This window comes from Thalassospira sp., assembly GCF_048059015.1.
In the GTDB taxonomy this organism is placed as follows: Bacteria; Pseudomonadota; Alphaproteobacteria; order Rhodospirillales; family Thalassospiraceae; genus Thalassospira.
This window is the reverse complement of sequence record NZ_JBLLNT010000019.1, coordinates 13,579-34,975: the sequence shown is the minus strand read 5'-3', so window position 1 is coordinate 34,975 and position 21,397 is coordinate 13,579. Positions and strand designations below refer to the sequence as shown.

Annotated in this window: 17 protein-coding genes; 8 read left to right on the top strand and 9 right to left on the bottom strand. The window is 53.4% G+C overall.

Annotated elements, in window-relative coordinates; translation table 11 throughout:
- The first annotated feature begins 13 nt into the window (after positions 1–13).
- The 5 genes from ACMZ66_RS20530 (at position 14) to ACMZ66_RS20510 (ending at position 5,946) form a co-directional block, all read left to right on the top strand.
- Positions 14–1,603, top strand: a complete 1,590-nt coding sequence (locus tag ACMZ66_RS20530; RefSeq protein ID WP_416940176.1) for a TolC family protein — start codon at positions 14–16, stop codon at positions 1,601–1,603.
- 86 nt (positions 1,604–1,689) lie between these two features.
- A complete protein-coding gene (locus ACMZ66_RS20525; protein WP_416940174.1) occupies positions 1,690–2,403 on the top strand; it encodes an efflux RND transporter periplasmic adaptor subunit in 714 nt (237 codons plus the stop codon).
- Between the two features lie 52 nt (positions 2,404–2,455).
- Positions 2,456–3,784, top strand: coding sequence for an efflux RND transporter periplasmic adaptor subunit (locus tag ACMZ66_RS20520; protein ID WP_416940172.1), 1,329 nt, complete (start codon positions 2,456–2,458; stop codon positions 3,782–3,784).
- A gap of 3 nt (positions 3,785–3,787) precedes the next feature.
- On the top strand, positions 3,788–4,276 hold the full coding sequence (locus ACMZ66_RS20515) for a hypothetical protein (RefSeq protein WP_416940170.1): 489 nt from the start codon (positions 3,788–3,790) through the stop codon (positions 4,274–4,276).
- Positions 4,277–4,335: 59 nt separating this feature from the next.
- Positions 4,336–5,946 carry a site-2 protease family protein gene (locus tag ACMZ66_RS20510; RefSeq protein WP_416940225.1) on the top strand — a complete coding sequence of 537 codons (1,611 nt, stop codon included), beginning with the start codon at positions 4,336–4,338 and terminating at the stop codon, positions 5,944–5,946.
- Positions 5,947–5,977: 31 nt separating this feature from the next.
- Here the strand turns inward: ACMZ66_RS20510 and ACMZ66_RS20505 are convergent, their stop codons facing one another.
- On the bottom strand, positions 5,978–7,381 hold the full coding sequence (locus ACMZ66_RS20505) for an L-serine ammonia-lyase (RefSeq protein ID WP_416940168.1): 1,404 nt from the start codon (positions 7,379–7,381) through the stop codon (positions 5,978–5,980).
- 2 nt (positions 7,382–7,383) lie between these two features.
- Entirely contained in the window at positions 7,384–8,652 is a 1,269-nt protein-coding gene (glyA, locus tag ACMZ66_RS20500) for a serine hydroxymethyltransferase (RefSeq protein WP_416940166.1), read from the bottom strand.
- Between the two features lie 259 nt (positions 8,653–8,911).
- Here glyA and ACMZ66_RS20495 point away from each other — a divergent pair, with 259 nt between their 5' ends.
- Entirely contained in the window at positions 8,912–9,907 is a 996-nt protein-coding gene (locus ACMZ66_RS20495; RefSeq protein ID WP_416940165.1) for a GlxA family transcriptional regulator, read from the top strand.
- A gap of 100 nt (positions 9,908–10,007) precedes the next feature.
- Positions 10,008–10,757 carry a thioesterase II family protein gene (locus tag ACMZ66_RS20490; protein ID WP_416940163.1) on the top strand — a complete coding sequence of 250 codons (750 nt, stop codon included), beginning with the start codon at positions 10,008–10,010 and terminating at the stop codon, positions 10,755–10,757.
- On the opposite strand, the gene ACMZ66_RS20485 is transcribed toward ACMZ66_RS20490, so the two are convergent.
- From ACMZ66_RS20485 to ACMZ66_RS20475, 3 genes are all read right to left on the bottom strand, one after another.
- On the bottom strand, positions 10,754–12,415 hold the full coding sequence (locus tag ACMZ66_RS20485; protein WP_416940161.1) for a cyclic peptide export ABC transporter: 1,662 nt from the start codon (positions 12,413–12,415) through the stop codon (positions 10,754–10,756). The two genes, ACMZ66_RS20490 and ACMZ66_RS20485, sit on opposite strands and share 4 nt — an antisense overlap.
- Before the next feature lies 1 nt (position 12,416).
- Positions 12,417–14,066 (bottom strand): cyclic peptide export ABC transporter, encoded by a 1,650-nt coding sequence (locus tag ACMZ66_RS20480; protein ID WP_416940160.1) that lies wholly within the window; start codon positions 14,064–14,066, stop codon positions 12,417–12,419.
- Between the two features lie 102 nt (positions 14,067–14,168).
- Positions 14,169–15,242: a diaminopropionate ammonia-lyase gene (locus ACMZ66_RS20475; protein ID WP_416940158.1), complete on the bottom strand. Its 1,074-nt coding sequence runs from the start codon at positions 15,240–15,242 to the stop codon at positions 14,169–14,171.
- A gap of 242 nt (positions 15,243–15,484) precedes the next feature.
- Here ACMZ66_RS20475 and ACMZ66_RS20470 point away from each other — a divergent pair, with 242 nt between their 5' ends.
- Positions 15,485–16,810: a TAXI family TRAP transporter solute-binding subunit gene (locus ACMZ66_RS20470; RefSeq protein ID WP_416940156.1), complete on the top strand. Its 1,326-nt coding sequence runs from the start codon at positions 15,485–15,487 to the stop codon at positions 16,808–16,810.
- On the opposite strand, the gene ACMZ66_RS20465 is transcribed toward ACMZ66_RS20470, so the two are convergent.
- Genes ACMZ66_RS20465 through ACMZ66_RS20450 form a run of 4 tightly spaced genes read right to left on the bottom strand, consistent with a single transcriptional unit; the run spans position 16,798 to position 21,231 of the window.
- Entirely contained in the window at positions 16,798–17,463 is a 666-nt protein-coding gene (locus ACMZ66_RS20465) for a hypothetical protein (RefSeq protein WP_416940154.1), read from the bottom strand. The genes ACMZ66_RS20470 and ACMZ66_RS20465 overlap by 13 nt on opposite strands.
- Positions 17,460–18,464, bottom strand: a complete 1,005-nt coding sequence (locus ACMZ66_RS20460) for an ABC transporter substrate-binding protein (protein ID WP_416940153.1) — start codon at positions 18,462–18,464, stop codon at positions 17,460–17,462. The genes ACMZ66_RS20465 and ACMZ66_RS20460 overlap by 4 nt, the downstream gene beginning before the upstream one ends.
- The gene (locus ACMZ66_RS20455; protein WP_416940151.1) at positions 18,461–20,452 is read right to left on the bottom strand and encodes an MFS transporter; all 1,992 of its coding nucleotides are present in this window, start codon (positions 20,450–20,452) and stop codon (positions 18,461–18,463) included. The genes ACMZ66_RS20460 and ACMZ66_RS20455 overlap by 4 nt, the downstream gene beginning before the upstream one ends.
- A complete protein-coding gene (locus ACMZ66_RS20450) occupies positions 20,449–21,231 on the bottom strand; it encodes a hypothetical protein (protein WP_416940149.1) in 783 nt (260 codons plus the stop codon). Before ACMZ66_RS20450 ends, ACMZ66_RS20455 begins: the two co-directional genes overlap by 4 nt.
- Between the last annotated feature and the right edge of the window lie 166 nt (positions 21,232–21,397).

Here is a 21,397-nt window from a genome sequence, read left to right as displayed (position 1 = left end):
GGGGGACTTGGACTTGGTTACTGGAACTGTCAAAAAACCGGGCATGTTTCGTAAGTGGCGAAATGTTGTCGTCGCGGCAGGTACTGCTGCGTTTCTGTCAGCTTGTGCGGTTACGCCCGAGCCACTGACGAGTGCGGATGACACTGCGCGCGTTGCCGAGGATCTTGATCGTCTGTTTGCCAAACAGGAAACGATCAGCGGACCGTTGAGCCTTGAAGAAGCAATCGCACGCGCGCTTAAATACAACCTCGACCATCGCCTCAAGCTGATGGAAGAGGCGGTTGCGATGGGGCAGCTTGACGTTGCCAATGTCAATCTTCTGCCAAGCATTGTTGGCTCTTCGGATTGGACGCGTCGTTCCAAACAGGATGCGACCTATAACGAAGACAAAACATCCACTTCGACCAGTTCTGACAAGAATGTGCGTGACAGCGACCTGACGGTCAGCTGGAACGTTCTTGATTTTGCCATCGGTTACATGCGCGCCCATCAACAGGCTGACATGGCGCTGATCGTCAAGGAACGCCGTCGTCAGGTGATCCACAACGTCATCAATGATACGCGTAGTGCCTACTGGCGTGCTGCGGCGGCTGAACGTGCACTGATCCAGTTCGAACCGGTTCTTGAAGAAGTCCGTGCCGCACTGTCACGTGCGGAAACGCAGGTGCGCGAACGTGTTGGTGCACCGCTTGATGCGCTGACCTATCAGGAAGATTTGCTTCTGACCCTGCGTGAACTTGAAACCCGCCGTCGTCAGCTGGTCGAAGCACGTACCGAGCTTGCCGTTTTGATGAACATCCACCCTGATAGCGAGTTCACCATTCAGGCCGCCGTCAGTTCTGAACGTGGTCCGCTTCCAACCATCATGGAGACGGCCGAAGAACTTGAGCTTGAAGCCCTTAAAAACCGCTCGGAACTCCGTTCAGAAGCCTATCAGATGCGCATCAATCAGCAGGAAGCAAAGATTGCAATCGTGCAGATGGTGCCGGGCTTGAACTTCAGTGCAGGGATCAACCACACGACTGACAGCTACAAGGTGAATTCCAAGTGGTATGAAGGAGCGATCAACCTTTCATGGAACCTGATGCAGGTTTTCAAGGCACCGGCCAATATGCGCCTTGCTGACAGCCAGATCGAACTTTCCGAAGTACGTCGTCTTGCGCTTAGCATGGCCGTTATCAGTCAGGTCAATATCGCCCAGCTGCGCTTTGCCCATTCCAAGCGTGACTATGAACTGGCAGACAAAATCGCCTCGGTTCAGGACAATATCGCCGAAACGATTGATGCCAGCCAGTCGGCAAATGCCGTTGGTGAAGCCCAGTCGATCCGCGCCGATGTTCGCGCATTGCTGAGCAATCTTCAGCGCGATATGGCCTATGCCGATATGCAGGCATCTTATGGTCGCCTGTTTGCCTCCATCGGTGCCGACCCGTTCCCGAGCGAGATCCCGAACGATACCGTTGATAGTCTGGCAGAGGCTGTAAGCGAAGTTCTGGCCCGCTGGAACCGGGGTGAGTTCGATGCCCCGGCGGCAGAAGCCGCCGATGCAGTCGCACCAGCAGCCATGACGTCTGAAGAAAATCAGCAGGCAGCCGCGCAGTAATGTTTTTTTGTCTACCATCTTTGTTGGGGGCGGCTTCAACCCGCCCCCGAAAATCCAAAATAGCAATCGCAGCAAACATCATTGGCATGTTTGCTGCGTCGCTGTTTCTTGTCCCTACGCAAGCGTCTGCACAGGAAAGCTTTGAAACCCGTGTTCTTGTTACCACGCGTGAACGTGCTGTGCTTTCGGGTGAATTGGCTGCACGGATCGAAAAGATCGCCGTGCGACCTGGGGCTGCTTTCAAGAAAGGTGATCTTTTGATTGCCTTTGATTGCGTGGCGTATAAGGCACAGCGTGCAACGGTTGCAGCAGATCTTCGCAGGACGGATGCGCAGCTTAAATCCCAGCAACGGTTGTTTGAATTGCGCAGCGTTGGCGAGCTTGATGTCATTATGGCAGAAGCCGCGCGCGATAGTGCGCGTGCACAGCTTCAGCTTCAGGATGTCTATCTTGATCGCTGCAAAATCAACGCGCCCTATGACGGCGTTATGGTAGAGTGGCGCAGTCAGCCCTATCAGATTGCCAATCCGGGTGATGAGCTTGTTGAAATCATTGGTTCTGGCAATCTTGAACTGGAACTGATCGTGCCGTCGCAATGGCTCTCCTGGCTGACGATTGGCGAAACCTTCCGGGCCCGGATTGACGAAACCGGCTCGATGATTAAAGCAACGACCGAGCGCATTGGCGCGGACATAGATCCGGTAAGCCAGACGGTCAAAGTTTTTGCCACCATTGATGAGAAGGAAGGAAAGCTTCTTTCGGGCATGAGTGGTGTGGCTGTGTTTGATCCCAAACCCTGACGTCATTGGTTGGGTGTCCTGACCCGACGTTAGGCTCAATCTGACGGATAGCATGAATACGATTTCCGCATCGGCAGTACTGCTGGGTCTTCAGAAATCAATCCGCCAGGCGCCGGATTTAACGGCCCTGCGTTTCACGGCTGTCACGGAAACCAGACGGCTGATTTCCTATCAACAGGCGATCCTTCTGACACGTGGGTTGGACGGCAAGGAACGCGTGGTTGCTGTATCCAATGTCCCCACGGTTGATCGCAATGCACCCTTTATCCGATTTGTCGAGAAGCTGGCAAACGCCCATAAAGGCAGTGAGAAGGCCGAGTGTTTGGCACGGACGTCTGACGGTGCAGACTTTCATGAAGAGTGGCAGGAATTCCTTCAGGAAAACGTTCTTCTTCAACCGGTTATGGCGCCTGATGGCAAACGCATAGGGACCTTGCTTCTTGTGCGGGAACTTGTCTGGCAAGACGCTGAAATGCTGTTGCTCGATCAAATGGCAGATGCACTGGGACATGCATGGAATGCATTGTCACCGCAAAAGAAACGCAGCGGTTTTTTGATCAGTAACAAACGTCGTCGTATCGTCATTGGGGCGTTGGTGGCGGCTATTTTGATTGTGATGTTCTTGCCGGTACGTCAAAGCATCATTGCGCCGGCAACCGTCCAGCCACGTGATCCCATCATGATCGCCGCACCGATTGGCGGGGTTATTCGCGATGTCGCCGTTCGGCCAAATGCGCCGGTGGCTGAAGGGGATTTGCTGTTCTCGTTTGAGGATGCGGAACTTCGGGCGAATTACGAGATTGCCTTGCGCGCGGTCGATACAGCGGAGGCGGAACTACGCCGGGCATCGCAGCAGGCCTTTGGTGATACCAAGGGGCGCGCTGAAGTAGCCCTGCAACAAACCCGCCTTGCCTTGCGGATGGAGCAGGCCGCCTTTAGTGAATATCAGCTTTCGCAGGTGAATGTCACAACGCCTCAAGCCGGTATCGTTGTCTTTAGCGATCCAAATGACTGGCGCGGTCGCCCGGTATCAACCGGCGAGCAGGTCATGGTGATCGCAAAGCCCGAAGATGCCGAACTTGGCGTGTTCATCCCGGTATCTGATGCGATATCACTGCATCCGGGGGCCGAAGTCCGATTCTTCCTGGATGTCGATCCGTTGCATTCGATTGCGGCGACCTTGGAATATGCAGCGTATCAGCCGCAGGAAACACCGGAAGGCATTCTTGCCTATCGGGCGATCGCGCGGTTTGAGCCGGATGAAACCTTACCAAGGATCGGTCTTAAGGGATCGGCGAAGGTGATGGGGGATCGTGTGCCCTTGGTACTGTTCTTGTTCCGCCGTCCGCTGTCTGCACTGCGTCAAATGATCGGGTTCTAACCGATGGCTGCGCCGTCACAATCAACTGGTGAAGATGTCGTCGTGCCGCCACTGCGCGAAGACCTGAAGCTTTTACCAGCCGGGACGGATGAATATGGCGCACCTTGCTGGACCATCCATGATCCTGTGCGTAACCGCTATTTCCGTGTCGGCTATATCCAGTTTGAGATGCTGCGTCGTTGGCATCTGAAACAAGGAAAAGTGATCCTAGATCAGGTGCGCAAGGAAACGGTTCTGACACCGTCAGATGCGACATTAACCGCCTTGATCAAGTTCCTGCATGGTAGTGGTTTGATTAGCGCGAGAATGCAGACGCCGTTGCCGAATTTTCAAGAATTGCCAAGGCAGGCAAGCAATCATTCGGGAAATGGTTGGTACATAACTATCTGTTTTTCCGTGTGCCGCTGGTTCATCCGGACCGGTTCCTGCGCAGAACGCAAAAATACGCTGACTTCATTGCATCGCGCGCTGTCAGCATCGCGATCTTGTTGATTGGTTTGATCGGTATTTTTCTGACACTGCGCCAATGGGATTTGTTCGTTTCGACATTCATGGGCTTTGCCAACTGGCAGGGTGTCGTCTGGATGGCGGTGACGCTTAGTCTGACCAAAATCCTGCATGAAATGGGGCACGCCTATAGCGCGTCACGCTATGGCTGTCGGGTGCCATCCATGGGGGTTGCATTCCTTGTGATGTATCCGGTTCTTTATACCGACACATCCGATGCCTGGCGGCTGACCAGCCGGGAAAAGCGTCTGCGCATTGGTGCTGCAGGCATCAGGGTTGAGTTGGCGATTGCATTGCTGGCGACTTTTTTCTGGCATGTCGTTCCGCCCGGGCCGTTGCAAAGTGCGGTATTCCTGATGGCAACGACGAGTTGGATAGCAACGCTTCTGATCAATCTAAGCCCGTTCATGCGGTTCGACGGCTATTACCTGCTATCGGACTTTCTGGGCATTGCCAATTTGCAGAACCGATCCTTTGCGATTGCCAAATGGGCCATTCGCGAACGGCTATTCGCCTTTGGCAACCCGCCACCCGAACCAATGCCTGCACATAAACGCAGGATGCTTGCGATCTTTGCAGTCTCGGTCTGGATTTATCGGTTCTTCCTGTTTCTTGGCATTGCCGTCATTGTTTATCATCTGTTTTTCAAAGTTCTTGGCATCGTCCTTTTTGCCATCGAAATAGCGTGGTTCATCGTGATCCCGATCATCAAGGAAATTCAGTTCTGGTGGAAAGAACGTAACGCGGCAAAACTCACCCGCACGCAAATGGTTGCCGGTGCGGTGCTTGTCGGTCTGGTTCTGATTGCAATTGTGCCGTGGCAAGGGAAGGTCACCGCCGATGCTGTCCTTCAAGCCGAACAGGAAGCCGAAGTCGTCAGTGCTGTTGCAGGCCAGGTGATCGAACTTAAAGTTGGCAAATATGATCGGGTAGAGGTTGGGACGCCAATTGCCGTCATGGCATCACCGGAACTTGACGCCGAACATCGCATTCGCGAGTTGCAGCTTGAAGAAGCCCGTATCCAATTGAGCCGTGCGGAAACAAACCCCGAAGAACGCGATGATTATGGTGCGCGTTTACAAGATATGCGGCGCTTGGCTGCGCGCATTGATGCCCTTGATGCGCATCAGAAGCTTCTGACACTAACTGCCCCGATCAGCGGAACTGTCCGCGAAGTTTCCGACCGCCTCAAACCCGGTCACTGGGTCAGTGCAAAGGTGCCATTTGCCCGAATTGTTGCAGATCAGGACAGCAACTGGAATATCGTTGCCTATGTGTCGCAACGTGATGTTGCAAGGCTTTCTGATGACGCAATTGCGCGTTTCTATCCCGAACAGCTTTTGCAATCGGCATTCGATGTGCAAATCAAGTCAGTGGAGCGGTTTAACAGCACCTATATTGATGTGCCAATGATGACGTCGGAAAACGGTGGTTCGATCGCCGCAAAGCGCAACTCGGACGGCCAGTATATCCCGCTTGATCCGGTTTATAAGGTCACCGGAACGATTATTGATGGTGCAGCATTGTCATCAGAGACCAGCGAATTTTCCAAGGTGCAGCGTGGATCACTGCAGATCGACGCACAGCCCATCAGTCTTGCCACACGGTTCTATGAATCCGTGATTTCAAACCTCATCCGCGAAATGAGCTTCTAAGGGATCAAACCTGCCGGAACGCGATCTTTGATCAACATTCCGGCAAATTGACTGCGATGCCCCCGGTTGAGGTTTCCTTGTATTTCAGGCTCATGTCGCGACCGGTTTCGAGCATGACGCGCACACAATTATCAAGTGGCATGAAATGCTGCCCGTCACCGCGAAGCGCAAGGCTGGCGGCAGATACGGCCTTGATCGCACCCAGTGCATTTCGCTCAATACACGGTACCTGAACAAGTCCACCAGCCGGATCGCAGGTCATACCAAGGTGATGCTCAAGCGCGATTTCAGCGGCGTTCTCGATCTGCTCGTTGGTGCCGCCAAGGGCTGCACACAATCCCGCTGCTGCCATAGCGGAGGCCGAGCCGACTTCGCCCTGGCAACCAACTTCTGCGCCAGAAATTGATGCGTTGTGCTTGATCAATCCGCCGATGGCCGAAGCGACCAAAAGGAAGTCTCGCCCGCCTTCGATTGATGCCCCGGCGCAATGATCGCGGTAATAGCGCAGCACTGCCGGAACAACGCCTGCCGCACCGTTGGTCGGGGATGTCACGACCTGTCCACCGGCTGCATTTTCCTCATTCACCGCCATGGCATAGACGCTAAGCCAGTCATTGACGTTATGGGGCTGTACCGTGTTGTGGCCGCGTTCGGCAAGAAGCTGCGCGTGGATGCTTTTGGCGCGGCGGCGAACGTTCAAGCCGCCTGGTAAAATACCCTGATCGGTCAGGCCGCGTTCGATGCAATTATCCATCGCCTGCCAGATATAGTCGATCTTGTCATCAAGCGCGCCGTCATGAATGACTTCCTCGTTCGCGCGTTTCATCTGTGCAATCGACTTGCCAGCACATTTGCCCATTTCCAGCATTTCGCGCGCGGTGCCGAACGGATAAGGGAAATCACGTGCGCGTTTTTCTTCGCCAAGTGATACCTGATCATCGTTCTGGCGACGAAGCTCTTCCTCGGTCAGGACAAAGCCGCCGCCGACGGAATAATAGGTCTCGCGATGGATCGGCACGCCATCCTGATCAAAGGCCGCCAGAATCAAGCCATTGGCATGGCCATCAAGCGGTGGGCCGTAATCAAAAATCAAATCGGTTGCCGGGGCGAAACGCACGGCGCCAAGGTCCGGCAAAGTGATTTGCCCGCATTCATGAACCTCGGCCTCTGCAATAGCTGCCTTTTCCGGATCAATCGTTTCCGGGCTAAAACCGCAAAGGCCAAGCAAAACGGCCCGATCAGTCGCATGCCCCTTGCCGGTAAAGGCAAGCGATCCATAAAGCGTTGCCTTGATCTGCAGGCCAGCAATCGGGTGTGCAGCATGGATCGCGCGCAGATCATCAAGAAAGCGTGCCGCGGCCAGCATCGGGCCCATCGTGTGTGACGACGATGGGCCGATGCCGATTTTGAAAATGTCGAAAATCGACAAAAACATGATCAGGCCGCGTAAATCGGGTGTGCGGCGCAAAGGGCGCGCACTTCGGCAAGAACCGCTGCCTCAACCTCGGTATCGCCATCGGCATTGGCAGAAAGCGCGTCGATCACACGAAGGACGAGTTCACCCACCTTGCGGAATTCGGCTTCGCCAAAGCCACGCGTGGTGCCAGCCGAGGTGCCAAGACGAATGCCAGAAGTCACAAACGGCTTTTCCGGGTCAAATGGGATCGCGTTTTTGTTGCAAGTCAGGCCCGCACGCTCAAGCGCTGCTTCGGCGGCCTTGCCAGTCACCCCTTTGGGGCGGAGGTCAACCAGAACCATGTGGCAATCCGTGCCACCCGAAACGATGCCAAGCCCGCCTTCGATCAAAACATCGGAAAGCGCGCGTGCATTATGAATGACCTGCTTGGCGTAATCCTTAAACGATGGCTGAAGCGCTTCGCCAAAGGCAACGGCCTTGGCCGCGATCACGTGCATCAACGGTCCACCCTGGTTACCCGGGAAGACGGCAGAGTTGAACTTCTTGGCCAATGCTTCGTCGTTGGTCAGGATGAAACCACCACGCGGACCGCGAAGGGTTTTGTGCGTGGTTGAGGTCACCACATGGGCATGCGGCACCGGGTTCGGATAAACGCCCGCAGCAACAAGGCCTGCATAGTGGGCCATATCCACCATCAAATAGGCACCGACTTCATCAGCAATTTCGCGGAAGGCAGCGAAATCAATGTGGCGCGGATAGGCCGATGCACCGGCAACGATCAGTTTTGGCTTGGTTTCAAGGGCAACTTGGCGCACCGCATCCATATCGATCAGATGGGTGTCTTCCTGAACTTGATAAGACACAACATCAAACCATTTGCCCGACATGGTGACTGGCGATCCATGGGTCAGGTGACCACCATGAGCAAGCGACATGCCCATAACGCGATCACCCGGCTGAAGCAGGGCAAGGAATACGGCCTGATTGGCCTGTGCGCCGGAATGCGGCTGCACATTGGCGAAACCGGCACCGAACAGTTCCTTGATACGTTCAATCGCGACTTCTTCAACCACGTCGACATGTTCACACCCGCCATAATAACGACGGCCCGGATAACCTTCGGCATATTTGTTGGTCAGAACGGAACCTTGTGCGGCCAGCACGTCCGCCGAGACAATGTTTTCCGATGCGATCAGTTCGATCTGATTTTGCTGTCGGTCCAGCTCATGGGCAATTGCATCGGCAATTACGGTGTCGGAGATCAAAGCCTTGGTCAGGGAGTTCGACATCAAGCTGGTCCTTTCGCAAAATCATCACTTTGCCGCCATCGGGGCAAATCAGGTTTAATGAAATCAGTCCTGTGGGATGGGATGCATCACACGTGTCAGATCGGCAATTTGATTCGGGGTGAAATGGGTTCGAAGCGGCCCGGTTTTGTAACCTTGGGGCGCTATGTGCCGGTTCCCCGATTAACCAGCGGTGAAACATTATCGATCTTGTTGGTTTGCGGACTGGAAAATTGCGACAACTTCATTGTATATTTTCGACATGAAATCGATTTCCGTCCCGGTGACCGCTGTCACCAAGAAACGTCTGAGTGTGGCCTTCCTGTTGGCTGACAATTTTACGTTGTCGGCCTTTGCCAATTTTGTTGATGTTTTGCGCCTTGCCGCGGACGAGGCAGATCGGTCCCGTCCGATCCATTGCGAATGGACTGTTTTGTCCGAAACCATGAACCCGGTGAGATCGAGTTGCGGGGTAAAGGTTCAGCCAGATACACGGCTTCGCAATGCCGGGAATTACGATTACATCGTTCTGGTCGGCGGCCTAATTCAGGAACAAAGCGGGCTTTCATCAGAAAGCATGGCGTTCCTGAAAGCCGCAGCTGATCAAAAAAAGCCATTGGTTGGGCTTTGTACCGGCGTGTTTCTTTTATATGAGGCGGGGCTTCTTGAAGGGTATCGCTGCTGTGTCAGTTGGTTCCACCATGATGATTTCGTCGAACGGTTTGAATCTGTTCGCCCTGTTTCCGATCAGATATTTGTCGTCGACCGCGATCGTTTGACTTGTTCGGGCGGGCATGGTGCGGCCCATCTTGCTGCTTGGCTTGTTGAAAAGCATATCGGGCGCACGGCTGCGACCAAAAGCCTCAGCATCATGATCATCAACGAGGCGATGACAGGCGAAAACCCGCAGCCCGGTTATCAAACCAATCTGATTGCCAAGGAACCCTTGGTAAAAAAGGCATTGCTGCGCATTCGCCAGAATATTGAATCACCCGAAACCATCGCCAAGATGGCGGAGAATTTGGGGGTGACACGCCGCAAGCTTGAACGCGCCTTTACCGCCGATATCGGTATTTCCCCATCAAAGGCGGCCCTTCGCATCCGGTTGGATGCCGCCAAGCGAATGCTTGAGGAAACGGAAAAAACAACCACCCAAATCGCGATCAGCACGGGTTTTTGCGATGCATCGCATTTCATCAATGCCTTCAAGGCCGAGATTGGGACAACCCCATCGGACTATCGCCACAGCAATGTCTGATGGTTGCGGGCATAAGCCAAACCGCCTTATCCATCTGAAATAGTTCTTTATTCAAACTGTCAGGATGCTAACTGTTAAGCAGGCTTGATAGGGGGATGTTTTGGTTCATAACAGCAAATGGTTCGTGCCGCTTCCGGGGAAATTGCCAACCCGCATGCGCCTGTTTTGTTTTCCGTTTGCTGGTGGCGGTGCGTCCTTTTATCGGCTATGGCGCGACAAACTTCCCGATGATGTCGAGATCGTTTTGGTCTGTCTTCCAGGGCGTGAACAGCGCTTTGGCGAGCCGGTCATTGATACGATTGATGCAATGGTCGCACATATCCATGACGCCATACTGCCGCTGACCGATCTGCCTTATGCCTTCTTTGGTTATTCCATGGGCGCAATCATATCCCATCATCTGGCATGTGAGATTGTTGGCAATGGCGGTACGGGACCGAACCAGTTGTTCCTGTCCGCGCGGCGATCTCCTGATCTGGAACTCACACGTGCGCCGCTTAATGCCTTGCCATCTGAAACCTTCTGGCAGCAAGTCGCCAAATATGGCGGCACACCCAAAGAGATTCTGGAAAACGAAGAATATCGCCAATTGTTCGAAGCGCCCCTTCGGGCTGATTTCAAACTGTCAGAAACCGCTGTTTCCAGCCATCTGCCAAAGCTTTCCTGTCCGATCACGGTCTTTGGTGGGGACACGGACACAAGCCCGGTGCCAGAACATCTTGCAGGTTGGGCAGATGCCACATGCGGGGCATTTGCCAAGCACATCTATCCGGGCGGGCATTTCTTCATCACCGATCACGTGGACGCGGTGACAGCGATCGTGTCTGATCGTTTGGGAAGCGTTTCTTAGGCGTTGGTTTCGTCAAACTGCCCGTCACGAACGTGATAAATGCGGTCAGCAATATCGAACCAGCGATCATCATGGGTCACGCAAATAAGTGTTTTGCTCTGATCACGCAGCATCGGCAGAAGTTTTTCATAGAAGACCGATCGGAAATGCGGGTCCTGATCTGCAGCCCATTCATCAAGAACCAGAACAGGCTTGTCTTCAAGAAGCGCGGTGACAAGGGCCAAGCGTTTGCGCTGTCCCTGTGAGAGCGACGTAGTCGAAAACTTGTTCCCATCGAGCATGACTTTGTCGGAAATCTCAAGCAGTTTGAGAAGCTCATTCACCCGATCAGCATCGATCGGATCAATGCCATAAAGCTCATCAAACAGATGATATCCCGCCAGAACCGATGCGAATTGATCCCGGTAATCCTGAAGCTGTTCGGTGCGCAGGACCTCACCATTCACAGTGATCTCGCCACTGTCAAACGCGCGAAGCCCGGTAAGCAGGGAAATCATGGTCGACTTACCGGCACCATTGCCGCCGGTGATAAAGGTGATTGCACCCTTTTTAAAGGTCGCATTCAACGGACCAACTGAAAACCCGCCGGTCGGACCGGGATAAGTAAAGCGCACATCCTTCATCGTGATTTCATCGATGCGGGCAAGCGGGGCGATGGTTTCGTTATCCGAACCAGCAGCCTGCGTAAGGCCGTCGGTGCCGGCGGCCTTTTCGTTCTGTTTGCTGAGCTCCTCGCTCAGTTGTTCCTTAAGGCTTGTGATCTTTGCCAGAGCCGCTTCGGTGTCGTTAAAGCTTGGCAAAGTCATGATGGTCGAGCCAATCGGACCAAACAGGAACAATGTCGCTGTTGTCGTTTGAACGGCAACGTCGTGATAGTCGGATGTAAAGATCGGTACGATGAACACCATCGCTGCCATCATGCAGTAGAATGCCAGCTGAACCGACGCTGTTTCGCGGCTCCATTGCTGTTTGATTTCGGCCTTTGTGTCGCGGGTACGCTCGGATCGTTCATGCAGGCGCGACAGCAGGGCATCACGGCGAAGATTGTTCATCTTCACTTCCTTGAAGCCATGCAAAAGATCGCCCAATCCACCAAACAGTTTGCCTTCATCTTCTGCTGCTTCGCGGATGGCGATGTTGACCTTTTTAATGCGGTATAAATGGATCGTGCAGGCAAGGGCAGCCAGAACACCAATCATCGCAAAGGCAAACAGTGACAGATAAGCCAGATACAAACTGACAAAGAAGATCAGAACAAGCTGCTGTATGCCATTCATCAACATCGGCAGCGTGTTGGAAATGGTCTGCATTTCCTGCGTCATGGCGGCCTGGATCGGGCCTTCGCCAACAGTATCAAGCGTTTCAGGCGATGCCTTGCCAACCTTGTCAAACAGCGATAGACGGAATTGATGCAGGATGCGTTCGACCTCGGCCGAGACAATGGTGTCGGCCTTGTGCTGTGCCCAGATGAAGCCAAGCAGTGAGACCGCCATCAAGGCCATCAACTGCGCGCTGACCTCGCCATTCTGGGCTTGCTCGGATGCCATATTGACGATGATCAGAACCATGGTGGTGGAAACCGCTGCCATGGTCAAAAGGGCGACAACTGTGCGCAGGCTGATCTTTGCTTGGGTGCGCAGAATGTTTAGCGACAACATTTCAAAGCCTCCCGCGTGGGTCATCAAGAGCAAGTTCGGTCAGCTTGCCTGTTTCAAGATGAAGGCGACGATCGGCGACTTCGAAATAGTGGTCATCGTGGGTCACGGCGATAATGGTCGTGCCCCGCTTTTTAAGCTCCGGCAGGATCTCGTGATAGAACTTTTTGCGGAAATACGGATCCTGATCAGCAGCCCATTCATCAAGCACAATAATCGGTCGGTTTTCGAGGATAGCCGTGATCAGAGCCAGTCGTTTGCGTTGGCCTGCAGACAGGGCAATGGAGATGAATTTGTCATCGCGAATGCCCGTCACATGTGACAGTTCAAACCGTTCGATCCAGTATTTGGCATCCTCATCAGTGATTTCATCAGTGCCAAACAACTCATCAAACAGATGAGAATCTGAAAACACCGTCGCGATCAGATTGCGATAAGCCGACAGGCTTTGTGGACCTAGCTGGATATTGTTGATCCGAATTCTGCCAGATGTTGGCTGATACAGACCTGTCAGCAATTTGATAAGCGTGGATTTACCCGCCCCATTGCCGCCGGTGATGAACAGTAATTCGCCACTTTTGACCGACAGGGTGATCGGCCCCAGTGCAAATCCATGACGCGGGTCACGATTGGGATAGGTAAAGGACACATCATCAAATGTGACCTGATCAAACTTGTCTTCAAACGTCATGCCTTCATCGGCAATCGGTTCGCGGAAGGCTTCTAGATCCTTGGAAAGATCCATCATGCGCGTAGCGGATTGCTCGGCCATGCCAAGGATGGACATGGATTGCACAATCACACTGATCGGACCGATCATGAACAGGACTGCTGTGCTGATTTTGGCAACATCGGTATCAATGCTGTCAGAATAAACCGGCACGATGAACACAATGATCGCAAGCAGGATATAGAACGCGGTGATCCCCATGATCATCTGGCGCGAAATCATTGCCTGCGCGTTTGTGCCGATCTCGGCTTTGTTTTCGGATGCTTCTATGAAGGCGACCTTGAATGCGTCGCTTCGGCGCGACCACATGCGGACTTCCTTGATGCCAGCAAACAGGTCGGCAACCTTGCCAAACAGGATGCTTTCAACCTGATGGAGCTTGCCAAACCACATGGCAAGGGTCTTGCCCATCCGAAGGTAAATGACGACACCGCTTCCCACGACAGCGACGATGATGAAAAAGGCCAACATCGATATCCAGAACACATAGGCCATCACCGCAATCAGCAGCAAAAGGCTTCTGAATGACATGCCAATCAGATGCGAGTTCTGGGAAATGATCTGTGTGCTTTGGGTGATGGTTTCAAACAGGCGTGTTTGGCCAAAGCTCTCAAGTTGGGCAAAGTCGGCAACGGCAATTTGTGACAGAAGCTTCTTGCGGACCTTGTCGATTCCCGCTTCGATCTGTTTGGCGATGGTACTGTTGAGATAGACCTCAGCCAGAAAATAAATGATCGATAGCGCGATAAAGATACCAGCCAGAAGCCAGTTTACGCGATCAATGCCGTTATCGGCGATCTCTTCGGCGGCGGTATTTACAATGCCAAGAAGTGCAGCGCTACCCACGCCGGAAAGCGCACCGGCGACGATTAGTCGGGTAGCAAGCTTGTTATCACCCCATGATAACAATTCCAGCAACTTCATTGATTTAGCAGCCCCCAAAAACCAACCTGTCGTCACAGGTTTCAACTGTAGCATGGCATGACAAACTGTCCAGCAGGTGCACCATGTTTCTTGGCATTTGATTTAAAGATATTTTTCCGGGATCGCGCCTTCGCTGTTGATCACAAGAACGCGGCTTTGCTCGCTCAGTCCAAACCGGTCGCGCAATGTCTGGTTTTCTGCGACATGCCAAAGCCCGGCAATGCCTGAAATCCCGGTATCCCATGTATCAAGTGGTGGATCATTTCGGACACCGGCAACAAGCCGGTCTTGAACGCGTTTGGCGATGGCATCATCAATCACGATGTTGCCCGCACTGACATCGCGCAAAATTTCAAATGCCGTTAGGCTGGGGCAGCCGCAAGAAAGTCCAACCATTCGCGTCAGAAGTTTGCCCGGAACCTTTGTCAGGTTGCCGCTTTCAATGCTGGCTTTAACGCAGGCAGCAGTATCGGGCTCGACCGTATAAACAGTTGGTTTGTTGCCCGTCTCATGCCACATCCCAACCGCGCAACCCGCTGCCATGCCGCCGACACCACATTGCAGAAAAATGCTGTCGATTTCGGCACTCTGTTCGCGCAGTTGTTGGGCGCATTCCAGACCCAGCATGGCATAGCCCGCCATGATGTCGCGGGTGACATCAAGTGTCCCGTCATAGTCGGTATCGGTAATCAGAAGCACATTATCTGCTTCGGCGGCTTTGCTGGCGGCCATCACAGCATCATCATAGGTGCCGTCAATTTCGACCAGTTCCGCACCATTGTCGCGGATACGGCGCATGCGGGCCGGATCGACATCACTGCCGACATAGATGCGGGCCTTGCAATTGAACTTGCTGGCGGCCCATGCGGTTGCCAGACCATGATTGCCGTCGGTTGCGGCGACTGCGATGAAATTCTGACAGTCAGCTGATCCGGGTTCGATACCCAATTTCAGCAATTGTTGCTTTAAGCCATAGGGCGCGCCCAGCGCCTTTACCCCGCCAAGACCAAACCGTTTGCTCTCATCCTTTACCCATACCGCACCAATACCCAATTCCTGCGCCAGGCCGGGGCAGGGCAGAAGTGGGCTTTGCTGATAATCCGGCCAAGAGGCAATCAGGCGGGCTGCCTGATATATCTCTTCACGGTTTGGCACAAAGGCGGTCAAACTGGTCACCGGGGGCTCCAGAGCGGTGAAACGAATATTACCTGTGGTTATGGGTGGCGCACAAAAGCCGGTCAAACATTATCTGTGATGTGAAGCAGGTTAAATGTCTGAGAAACTTTGGATTGCTCGCGATTGAAACTCGACGTTGACGGACAACATCCATTACAGTGAACGTAAGATTGAAACTGTTCGTGGTTGAGTTGATCTTGAAATTGCTTTTGGGCGGCTCCGTTATGCCAATTCGATGGTTTATGGCCTCACTCTGCATTGCTGGCGGGGTGACTTTTGCTGCCCATGCGCAAGAGGCATCAACAAGTGCGCCTGCCGCCAGTACGGCCGGGGCTGCCAGTCCCTCTGGTGCTGAGGCCGGTACTCCTGCGCCATCGAATGTCGCACCGACCGGTGATCAGGAAGTTGGTCTGGACAAACAGGTACAGACTTTTGATGTCGACCAATACAATGCCGATCAGCTCCAGCCCAACAAGAACAACCCCGATCTGGTTGATGGCCTGATCTATAAGCCCGACGCCATCCCGCTTTCGCAATATCGCCGCAAAACCAAAGACCCCAACAGTCTGGTTGCCTTTAGCAACGCGACCGAGATCATGGGGGACGGCAAGCATGAGCGTTCCTATTACGCCGCGATCTATAGCGGCAGTACGAGTGGTGTCTATTTTCAGGTTGCGGCAAAAATCTGCGACATGATGCGCAAAAGCTACGAACGTCATCGGGTCCATTGCGTGCCGCTGCGATCCCAGGGGGTGGGCAGCAATATCGAGCTGATGAAAGAAGGCCGGGTCCAGTTGATGATTGTTCAGTCGAACAATAACTGGGAAGCGCAGGCGGGTGTAAACCCGATCATTGGTGCGCGTTCAGTCATGTCGCTGCATGATGAAATGGGTCTTCTGGTTGTCCGCAAGGATTCCGATATCAACAGCATCGCCGACCTTAAAGGCAAGCGGATCAATATCGGCCCCGAAGGATCCGCTTCGCGCGAACTTTGGATGGAGCTTCTTGGCCAGTATGGTTTGAAGCTTGAAGACATGGAAACCGTCTATGATGTCGCGCAGGACTATAACCAGCTTGGCATTTGCGAAGACTATATTGACGCCTTTGGTCTTTGGATCGGGCATCCGGCACGTCTGATCGAAGACAGTCTGAATTGCGATGCCAAGGTAATTGGCATGGGCGGTCCGCTGACGCAGGAACTGGTCAAAGCCAATCGATATTTCTTTGATCAGGTTCTTCCGGCCAAGACCTATAGCGGGCAGGAACAGGCCCTTGATTCCTATGGTTTCAAGGCGTCTCTGATGGCCTATGAAGCAGCCGATCCCTATGTCGTTTATTGGGTCGCGCGCATCATCCATGAGAGTATTGAAAAGCTGAAAACTGAATTCCCGACATTCAGCAGCGTGGTCGCTAAAGACATGTTTGGCAAAGGCAACTTCCTGCCGTTCCACAAAGGGGCTGCGTGTTATTGGGAAACCGATATGCATGCCTGCGATTGGCAGGAATTCTATAACGATCCGGCAAAGGCAAATAGCGGTTCAAAACCGTCCTATACCTATATGCAGTGATCAGGAAGCCAGCCGATTTCAACGCTGTTGCGATCGGGAACTTTGCGATAGGTCGCGCCAACCAATCCCGCATCCAAAAGACGATGGCAGCATTCAATATCAGTCGCCAAGCACCATTCTTGGACATCTTCCTGGGAATATCGACAGTGCGTTTTTGTTAAGTCTGCGCGCATCAAAAAACGCTGACCGCCATATTTTTCCTTAAGACCCCGGACAAGTAATCCACAGGACAGAATATTGATCAGGCTTGCCGTATTGCCTGGTGCAACCGTGGTCAGGGCAAGTGTCCGACCGGCCTTGATGGCTTCGTTCATTCGGTGGCGCGTCAGTATTTGCTGCAAATTATGACCACGGCATTCGGCACGGACCGCAACGCCATCAATGTGTGCAACCAATGGAAGGTCCGCATCCGCGATCCCCTGATCAGTTCCGAAATTCGGATCCTTCGGGCGTGGCAGACCAAGCACGCAATAGGCCAGCAAACTGCCGTTTTGAATGATACCGAATGTCTTGCCGCAATCGGCCAAGTGATCTTTGAAAAAGGCATCCGTTTCAGATGCGACAAGGGTCGGGTCCGCATCCGCGATCACGTCGTGATGCAACGAAATGATCGCATCAAGTTGGCTTTCATCAAGGCGCGTGATGTCGGTCATTTGATGATTTCTGCGTAATCAAGCAGGGATAAGGGCGGATACATTTCAAGCCTGCGGGCCGAGGCAAAATTGATCAGATAGGAAAATCGTTCCAGCGTTTCGATCGGGATGTCTGACGGGGAAACGCCATCCAAAAGGATGCTTTCGACCTTGCTTGCGGCAAGGCGCCCGACAAGTTCATAGCGACTGACCAAGCCCAACATTGCCTGCCCGTCGCGAACTTCAAGTTCCGTCGCACTAAAGGCAGCTAACCCATTTGCAAAACCGGCATCGGTTAGTTCTTCGCGGTAAGTCCCGATAAAATTGTCCGGCCCGATGTAAAGGATATCTGCCCCGCGCGTGGCAAGATCACGAACAGCAGGGGCAATATCATCAGGTAATGGATCACCCTGCTGCCCAAGCGGGGCGGTCAGGACCTCAAACCCCATTTCCGCCCCCAACGCCTGAAGGTCTTCGACGTTGGAGATAGAGTTATCTTCCTGGCTGTTATAAACCACGCCCAGTTTTGTCATCGGGCGATAGGCGCGAATGGCCTGAATTTGCGCAGGCAGCGGGGCGATATGGGTCGCACCCGTCACATTCGGGCGGCTCTGCCCGGCAGGGGCGGCAATGCCGGTTTTCCAGGGCGAAGACACCATCACAAACACGACCGGTAACTCGGTGATGTTATTGGCCGGATCAACTTGATCATGTTTGCCTGCCACACGTGACGTGACCCCAGTGCCCCACGTGTAAACCAGATCAGGCGGGTCTTTGCGGATATCGGCAATGATGCCCGGGATACGATCAAGATCGCGACCGATATCAAATATCTGCAGATCAACCGGAATATCGCGGTCCGCGAAATAGGCGCGAAAACCATCTTCTACCCGTGTTTCACCACGCCAAAGGACCATCGCGATCTTAAGCGGTTTGATTTCTTGGGCGTAGGCAATCGAAACATTCGCACTGCTTATGGCAAATGTAACAAGGAGGCACAGGAAGCTGAGCAATCTGATCATTGCGCACTCTCCGATCCATTGGCTTGCGCTTTCTGATCTTTGGGTACATGACCAATCAAAAGCTCAAAGCAAATCACCGAAACAGCGGCAATCGCACCAAACACCAGCACCGCCTGTTCCATACCAAGTGAAAGCGTCAAGCTGGCTGCCAAAAGCGGGCCCAACGCCCCGCCAAGTCGTTCAGCCAATCGCAGAACAGCCAAAACCGGACCAGTGCCATGTTCTTCGGTAAAGTCAGCGGCAATTTTCAAGCTGGCTGAAACCTGTGCCGGGATGGAGGTCGCCTGTGCCAATCCCAAAAGTGCGACAGCAACCGCGAAGCTTGCATATTGCGGCATAAAGCCAGCAAACAGAAGGCCGATGGCTGTAAGCGCACCGCCAATGCCAACCGCGCGGGTTTCATTTTGCTTGCGGTCGGTCCAGCGCGCGGCTCCCCAGCCGGTCAAAAGGGCGACCAACCCGTAAAGCATGATAACGCGCCCGGTTTCAGCGGTGGTCGCACCCGACTGCAGCAGTATCAATGGCGTCAGATAGAACAAAAATCCGCTCAGGATCAATTTGGCCGGAACGGCGGCAAACAGGATCAAGACCTGCAAACGCCGGTTGGACAGCATCGCCTTAAAGGCATGGCGGGTCGGGACCGGTGGTGGGGTTTTACCGCGCACCATATTGTCCATCAGGAAGAAGGCCAGTGCGACCGCCACACATGCCACAACAGCACCGGCAATAAAGGTGATGGCTTCGCCAAAGTGGCTTGCGAAAATACCGCCAATCGCCGGGCCGCAAATATCGGCAAGCATGATGCCGCTTACCATCATCGCCGTTCCCTGCGTCCTGTTGCTGTCATTGGTCGCATCCAAAACATAAGACTGACAGGCAACAAAGGTGATCGCATATCCCATGCCCGATAGGGCACGCCACAGAATAAGATCGCCAAGACCTGTGGCAAAGGCGGTTCCGCACAGGCCAATCGTCGCCAGAAAAGCACCACTCAGATACATGCGAAGCGATCCGATGCGTTCCTGAAACAGGCTGCAAAGCGGCATGGCAATCGCGACCATCAAAAGATGAACGGCCATGACAATCCCCGCACCCAGCTGCCCATCGACGGAAGATGCAGTGATCTGACCAAAGAAGGTCGGCATGATCGGGCGTGCAAGTTCTTCGGCCAGAACAAACATGAAGGCCAGCAAGCGGACGCCAATCAATTTTACTTCACGTTCCTGCTGCGGCTGGATGCCAACCTTGGCGGCAGTTTTGCTGATCACGGAATTGATGTGTTCCATGAAGCTTCCGATCTCATCGCGGGTCGATTGGCCATGCAGGATGGTGAATTTGTGCTGCTGCACATTGGTCAGAACGCGTCGTGCAACCCGAACCGGCAGCGCGACATTCACGGTTAGCACGAACAGAACAAGTTCAAATGACAGTGCGAGCGTGATGATGAAAATGATCGCGATATCAAACAGGTTATCCGTCACCGGACGCATCAGTGCCGCGCGGTCATGACCAATGACGATTGCCAAATCGGATTGCTTTGTACCGGGGGCCGCAATGTTTTTAAGGTCAATCCGGGTGATGATGGTCGATAGTGTCTTTGGGCCATTCACCTCAGCCAGTGACTGCGTAATTGTTTCGCGCGCCATGCCGCCGGTATGGATCGGTTCTGATCCGCTCAGGATGGCCGCGAATTGCAAATCAGGATCACCTTCCTGAAGCTGAACGACAACATCTTCAAAACCGACAATCCCATCAAGCGGAATACCAAGTTCCAGCGCATGTTCGACTTTCTCGGCCAATGCCTTGGCTTGAATTTCTGCTTTTTGCTGAATTTCGGCTTGAAGGTCATCACGTGCCAAATCCGCTGCGCGCCAGGATATCCCGATCAGCGCAATGCAAAGTGCGATGGTGCTGAACAAAAGCAGGATCCAAATCGTGCCTTTGGGCATCAGGCGGCGCGTGTGTTTTGGTGCGAAGAGGTTGTTCATTTCGACTTCTCCGCATCGGGTGACAGGCCAGATGTCCCATCCTTTGGCAATTGGTCGCGGATTTCACGATACAGAGAAATCAATTCGATCTCGCTTGCGGTCAGGGCATCTTTGTCATGGATCGGACGCGTGGTGGTTTCCCCCGCCATTGCGCGATCAATGTCTTCATGGAGCTCGACGAAAATTCGATGACGACGTCGCATCAAAATGATCAGAAGCCCGGTCACGGGAATGATCAACAGCATCCCCAACCCGGCGGACTTCCACATTTCAACAAAGGCCAGATCAAGCTTTTGGAAATAATCACTGCTGTCTGTGGTGACGATCAACTGACCAGCGCATTGCCCCAAACTATCGCGCATGATGGTGCCGGAAACGGCCCCTTGATCGGAAATGCTGGTCCAGGATGACTGGGCGCTGGTCGCGAAGCTGGCTTGGCTGTGATCAATGCTGTTTTGGGGCGCTGGTTGTTGCGTTGCCCTGACCGTTGCGATGGAAGACCCTTGGCAATCCTGAACGGTGATTTCAGTGACCTCGGGTGTCATTTGCAAACGGCGGGCAAGAATCGCGTCAAGGTTTTCGACATTTTCCAATCGCAGACCAAGGTCGATACCCGCCAAAAGATCCTGACTGGTCTCATGTCGCACAACATTCATCTGCTGAACAACAAGGGTCCGAAGCGTTTGCTCAAATCGCAGGTAATTGAGTGTTGTTGTCATGCTCAACGCAGCTGCGAGGATCAAAAACAACGCAACACCGATCTTGGTTGCCAGACTCAATTCATTGCTCCTGCGAGATGGCGGAAAATGCCTTGTTTCCCGATCGCAATCGGGAGTTAAATCTACCTACTGATTGTGACATCGTCGTTCGATGCAAAGAAGCGGTCAAGTCCGCATAAGTCCCTGAATCGGTTTGCAGTGGGAAAATTTAGCGTTTATGCTTTGT

Bases quoted from the DNA above. Each gene is read 5' to 3' on its own strand.
- ACMZ66_RS20470 (WP_416940156.1), top strand. From the start codon at position 15,485: ATGGCCTCACTCTGCATTGCTGGCGGGGTGACTTTTGCTGCCCATGCG.
- ACMZ66_RS20495 (WP_416940165.1), top strand. From the start codon at position 8,912: ATGAAATCGATTTCCGTCCCGGTGACCGCTGTCACCAAGAAACGTCTG.
- ACMZ66_RS20525 (WP_416940174.1), top strand. From the start codon at position 1,690: ATGTTTGCTGCGTCGCTGTTTCTTGTCCCTACGCAAGCGTCTGCACAG.
- ACMZ66_RS20460 (WP_416940153.1), bottom strand. From the start codon at position 18,464: ATGATCAGATTGCTCAGCTTCCTGTGCCTCCTTGTTACATTTGCCATA.
- ACMZ66_RS20455 (WP_416940151.1), bottom strand. From the start codon at position 20,452: ATGAACAACCTCTTCGCACCAAAACACACGCGCCGCCTGATGCCCAAA.
- ACMZ66_RS20515 (WP_416940170.1), top strand. From the start codon at position 3,788: ATGGCTGCGCCGTCACAATCAACTGGTGAAGATGTCGTCGTGCCGCCA.
- ACMZ66_RS20505 (WP_416940168.1), bottom strand. From the start codon at position 7,381: ATGTTTTTGTCGATTTTCGACATTTTCAAAATCGGCATCGGCCCATCG.
- ACMZ66_RS20480 (WP_416940160.1), bottom strand. From the start codon at position 14,066: ATGAAGTTGCTGGAATTGTTATCATGGGGTGATAACAAGCTTGCTACC.
- ACMZ66_RS20465 (WP_416940154.1), bottom strand. From the start codon at position 17,463: ATGACCGACATCACGCGCCTTGATGAAAGCCAACTTGATGCGATCATT.
- ACMZ66_RS20485 (WP_416940161.1), bottom strand. From the start codon at position 12,415: ATGTTGTCGCTAAACATTCTGCGCACCCAAGCAAAGATCAGCCTGCGC.
- ACMZ66_RS20520 (WP_416940172.1), top strand. From the start codon at position 2,456: ATGAATACGATTTCCGCATCGGCAGTACTGCTGGGTCTTCAGAAATCA.
- glyA (WP_416940166.1), bottom strand. From the start codon at position 8,652: ATGTCGAACTCCCTGACCAAGGCTTTGATCTCCGACACCGTAATTGCC.
- ACMZ66_RS20510 (WP_416940225.1), top strand. From the start codon at position 4,336: ATGGGCTTTGCCAACTGGCAGGGTGTCGTCTGGATGGCGGTGACGCTT.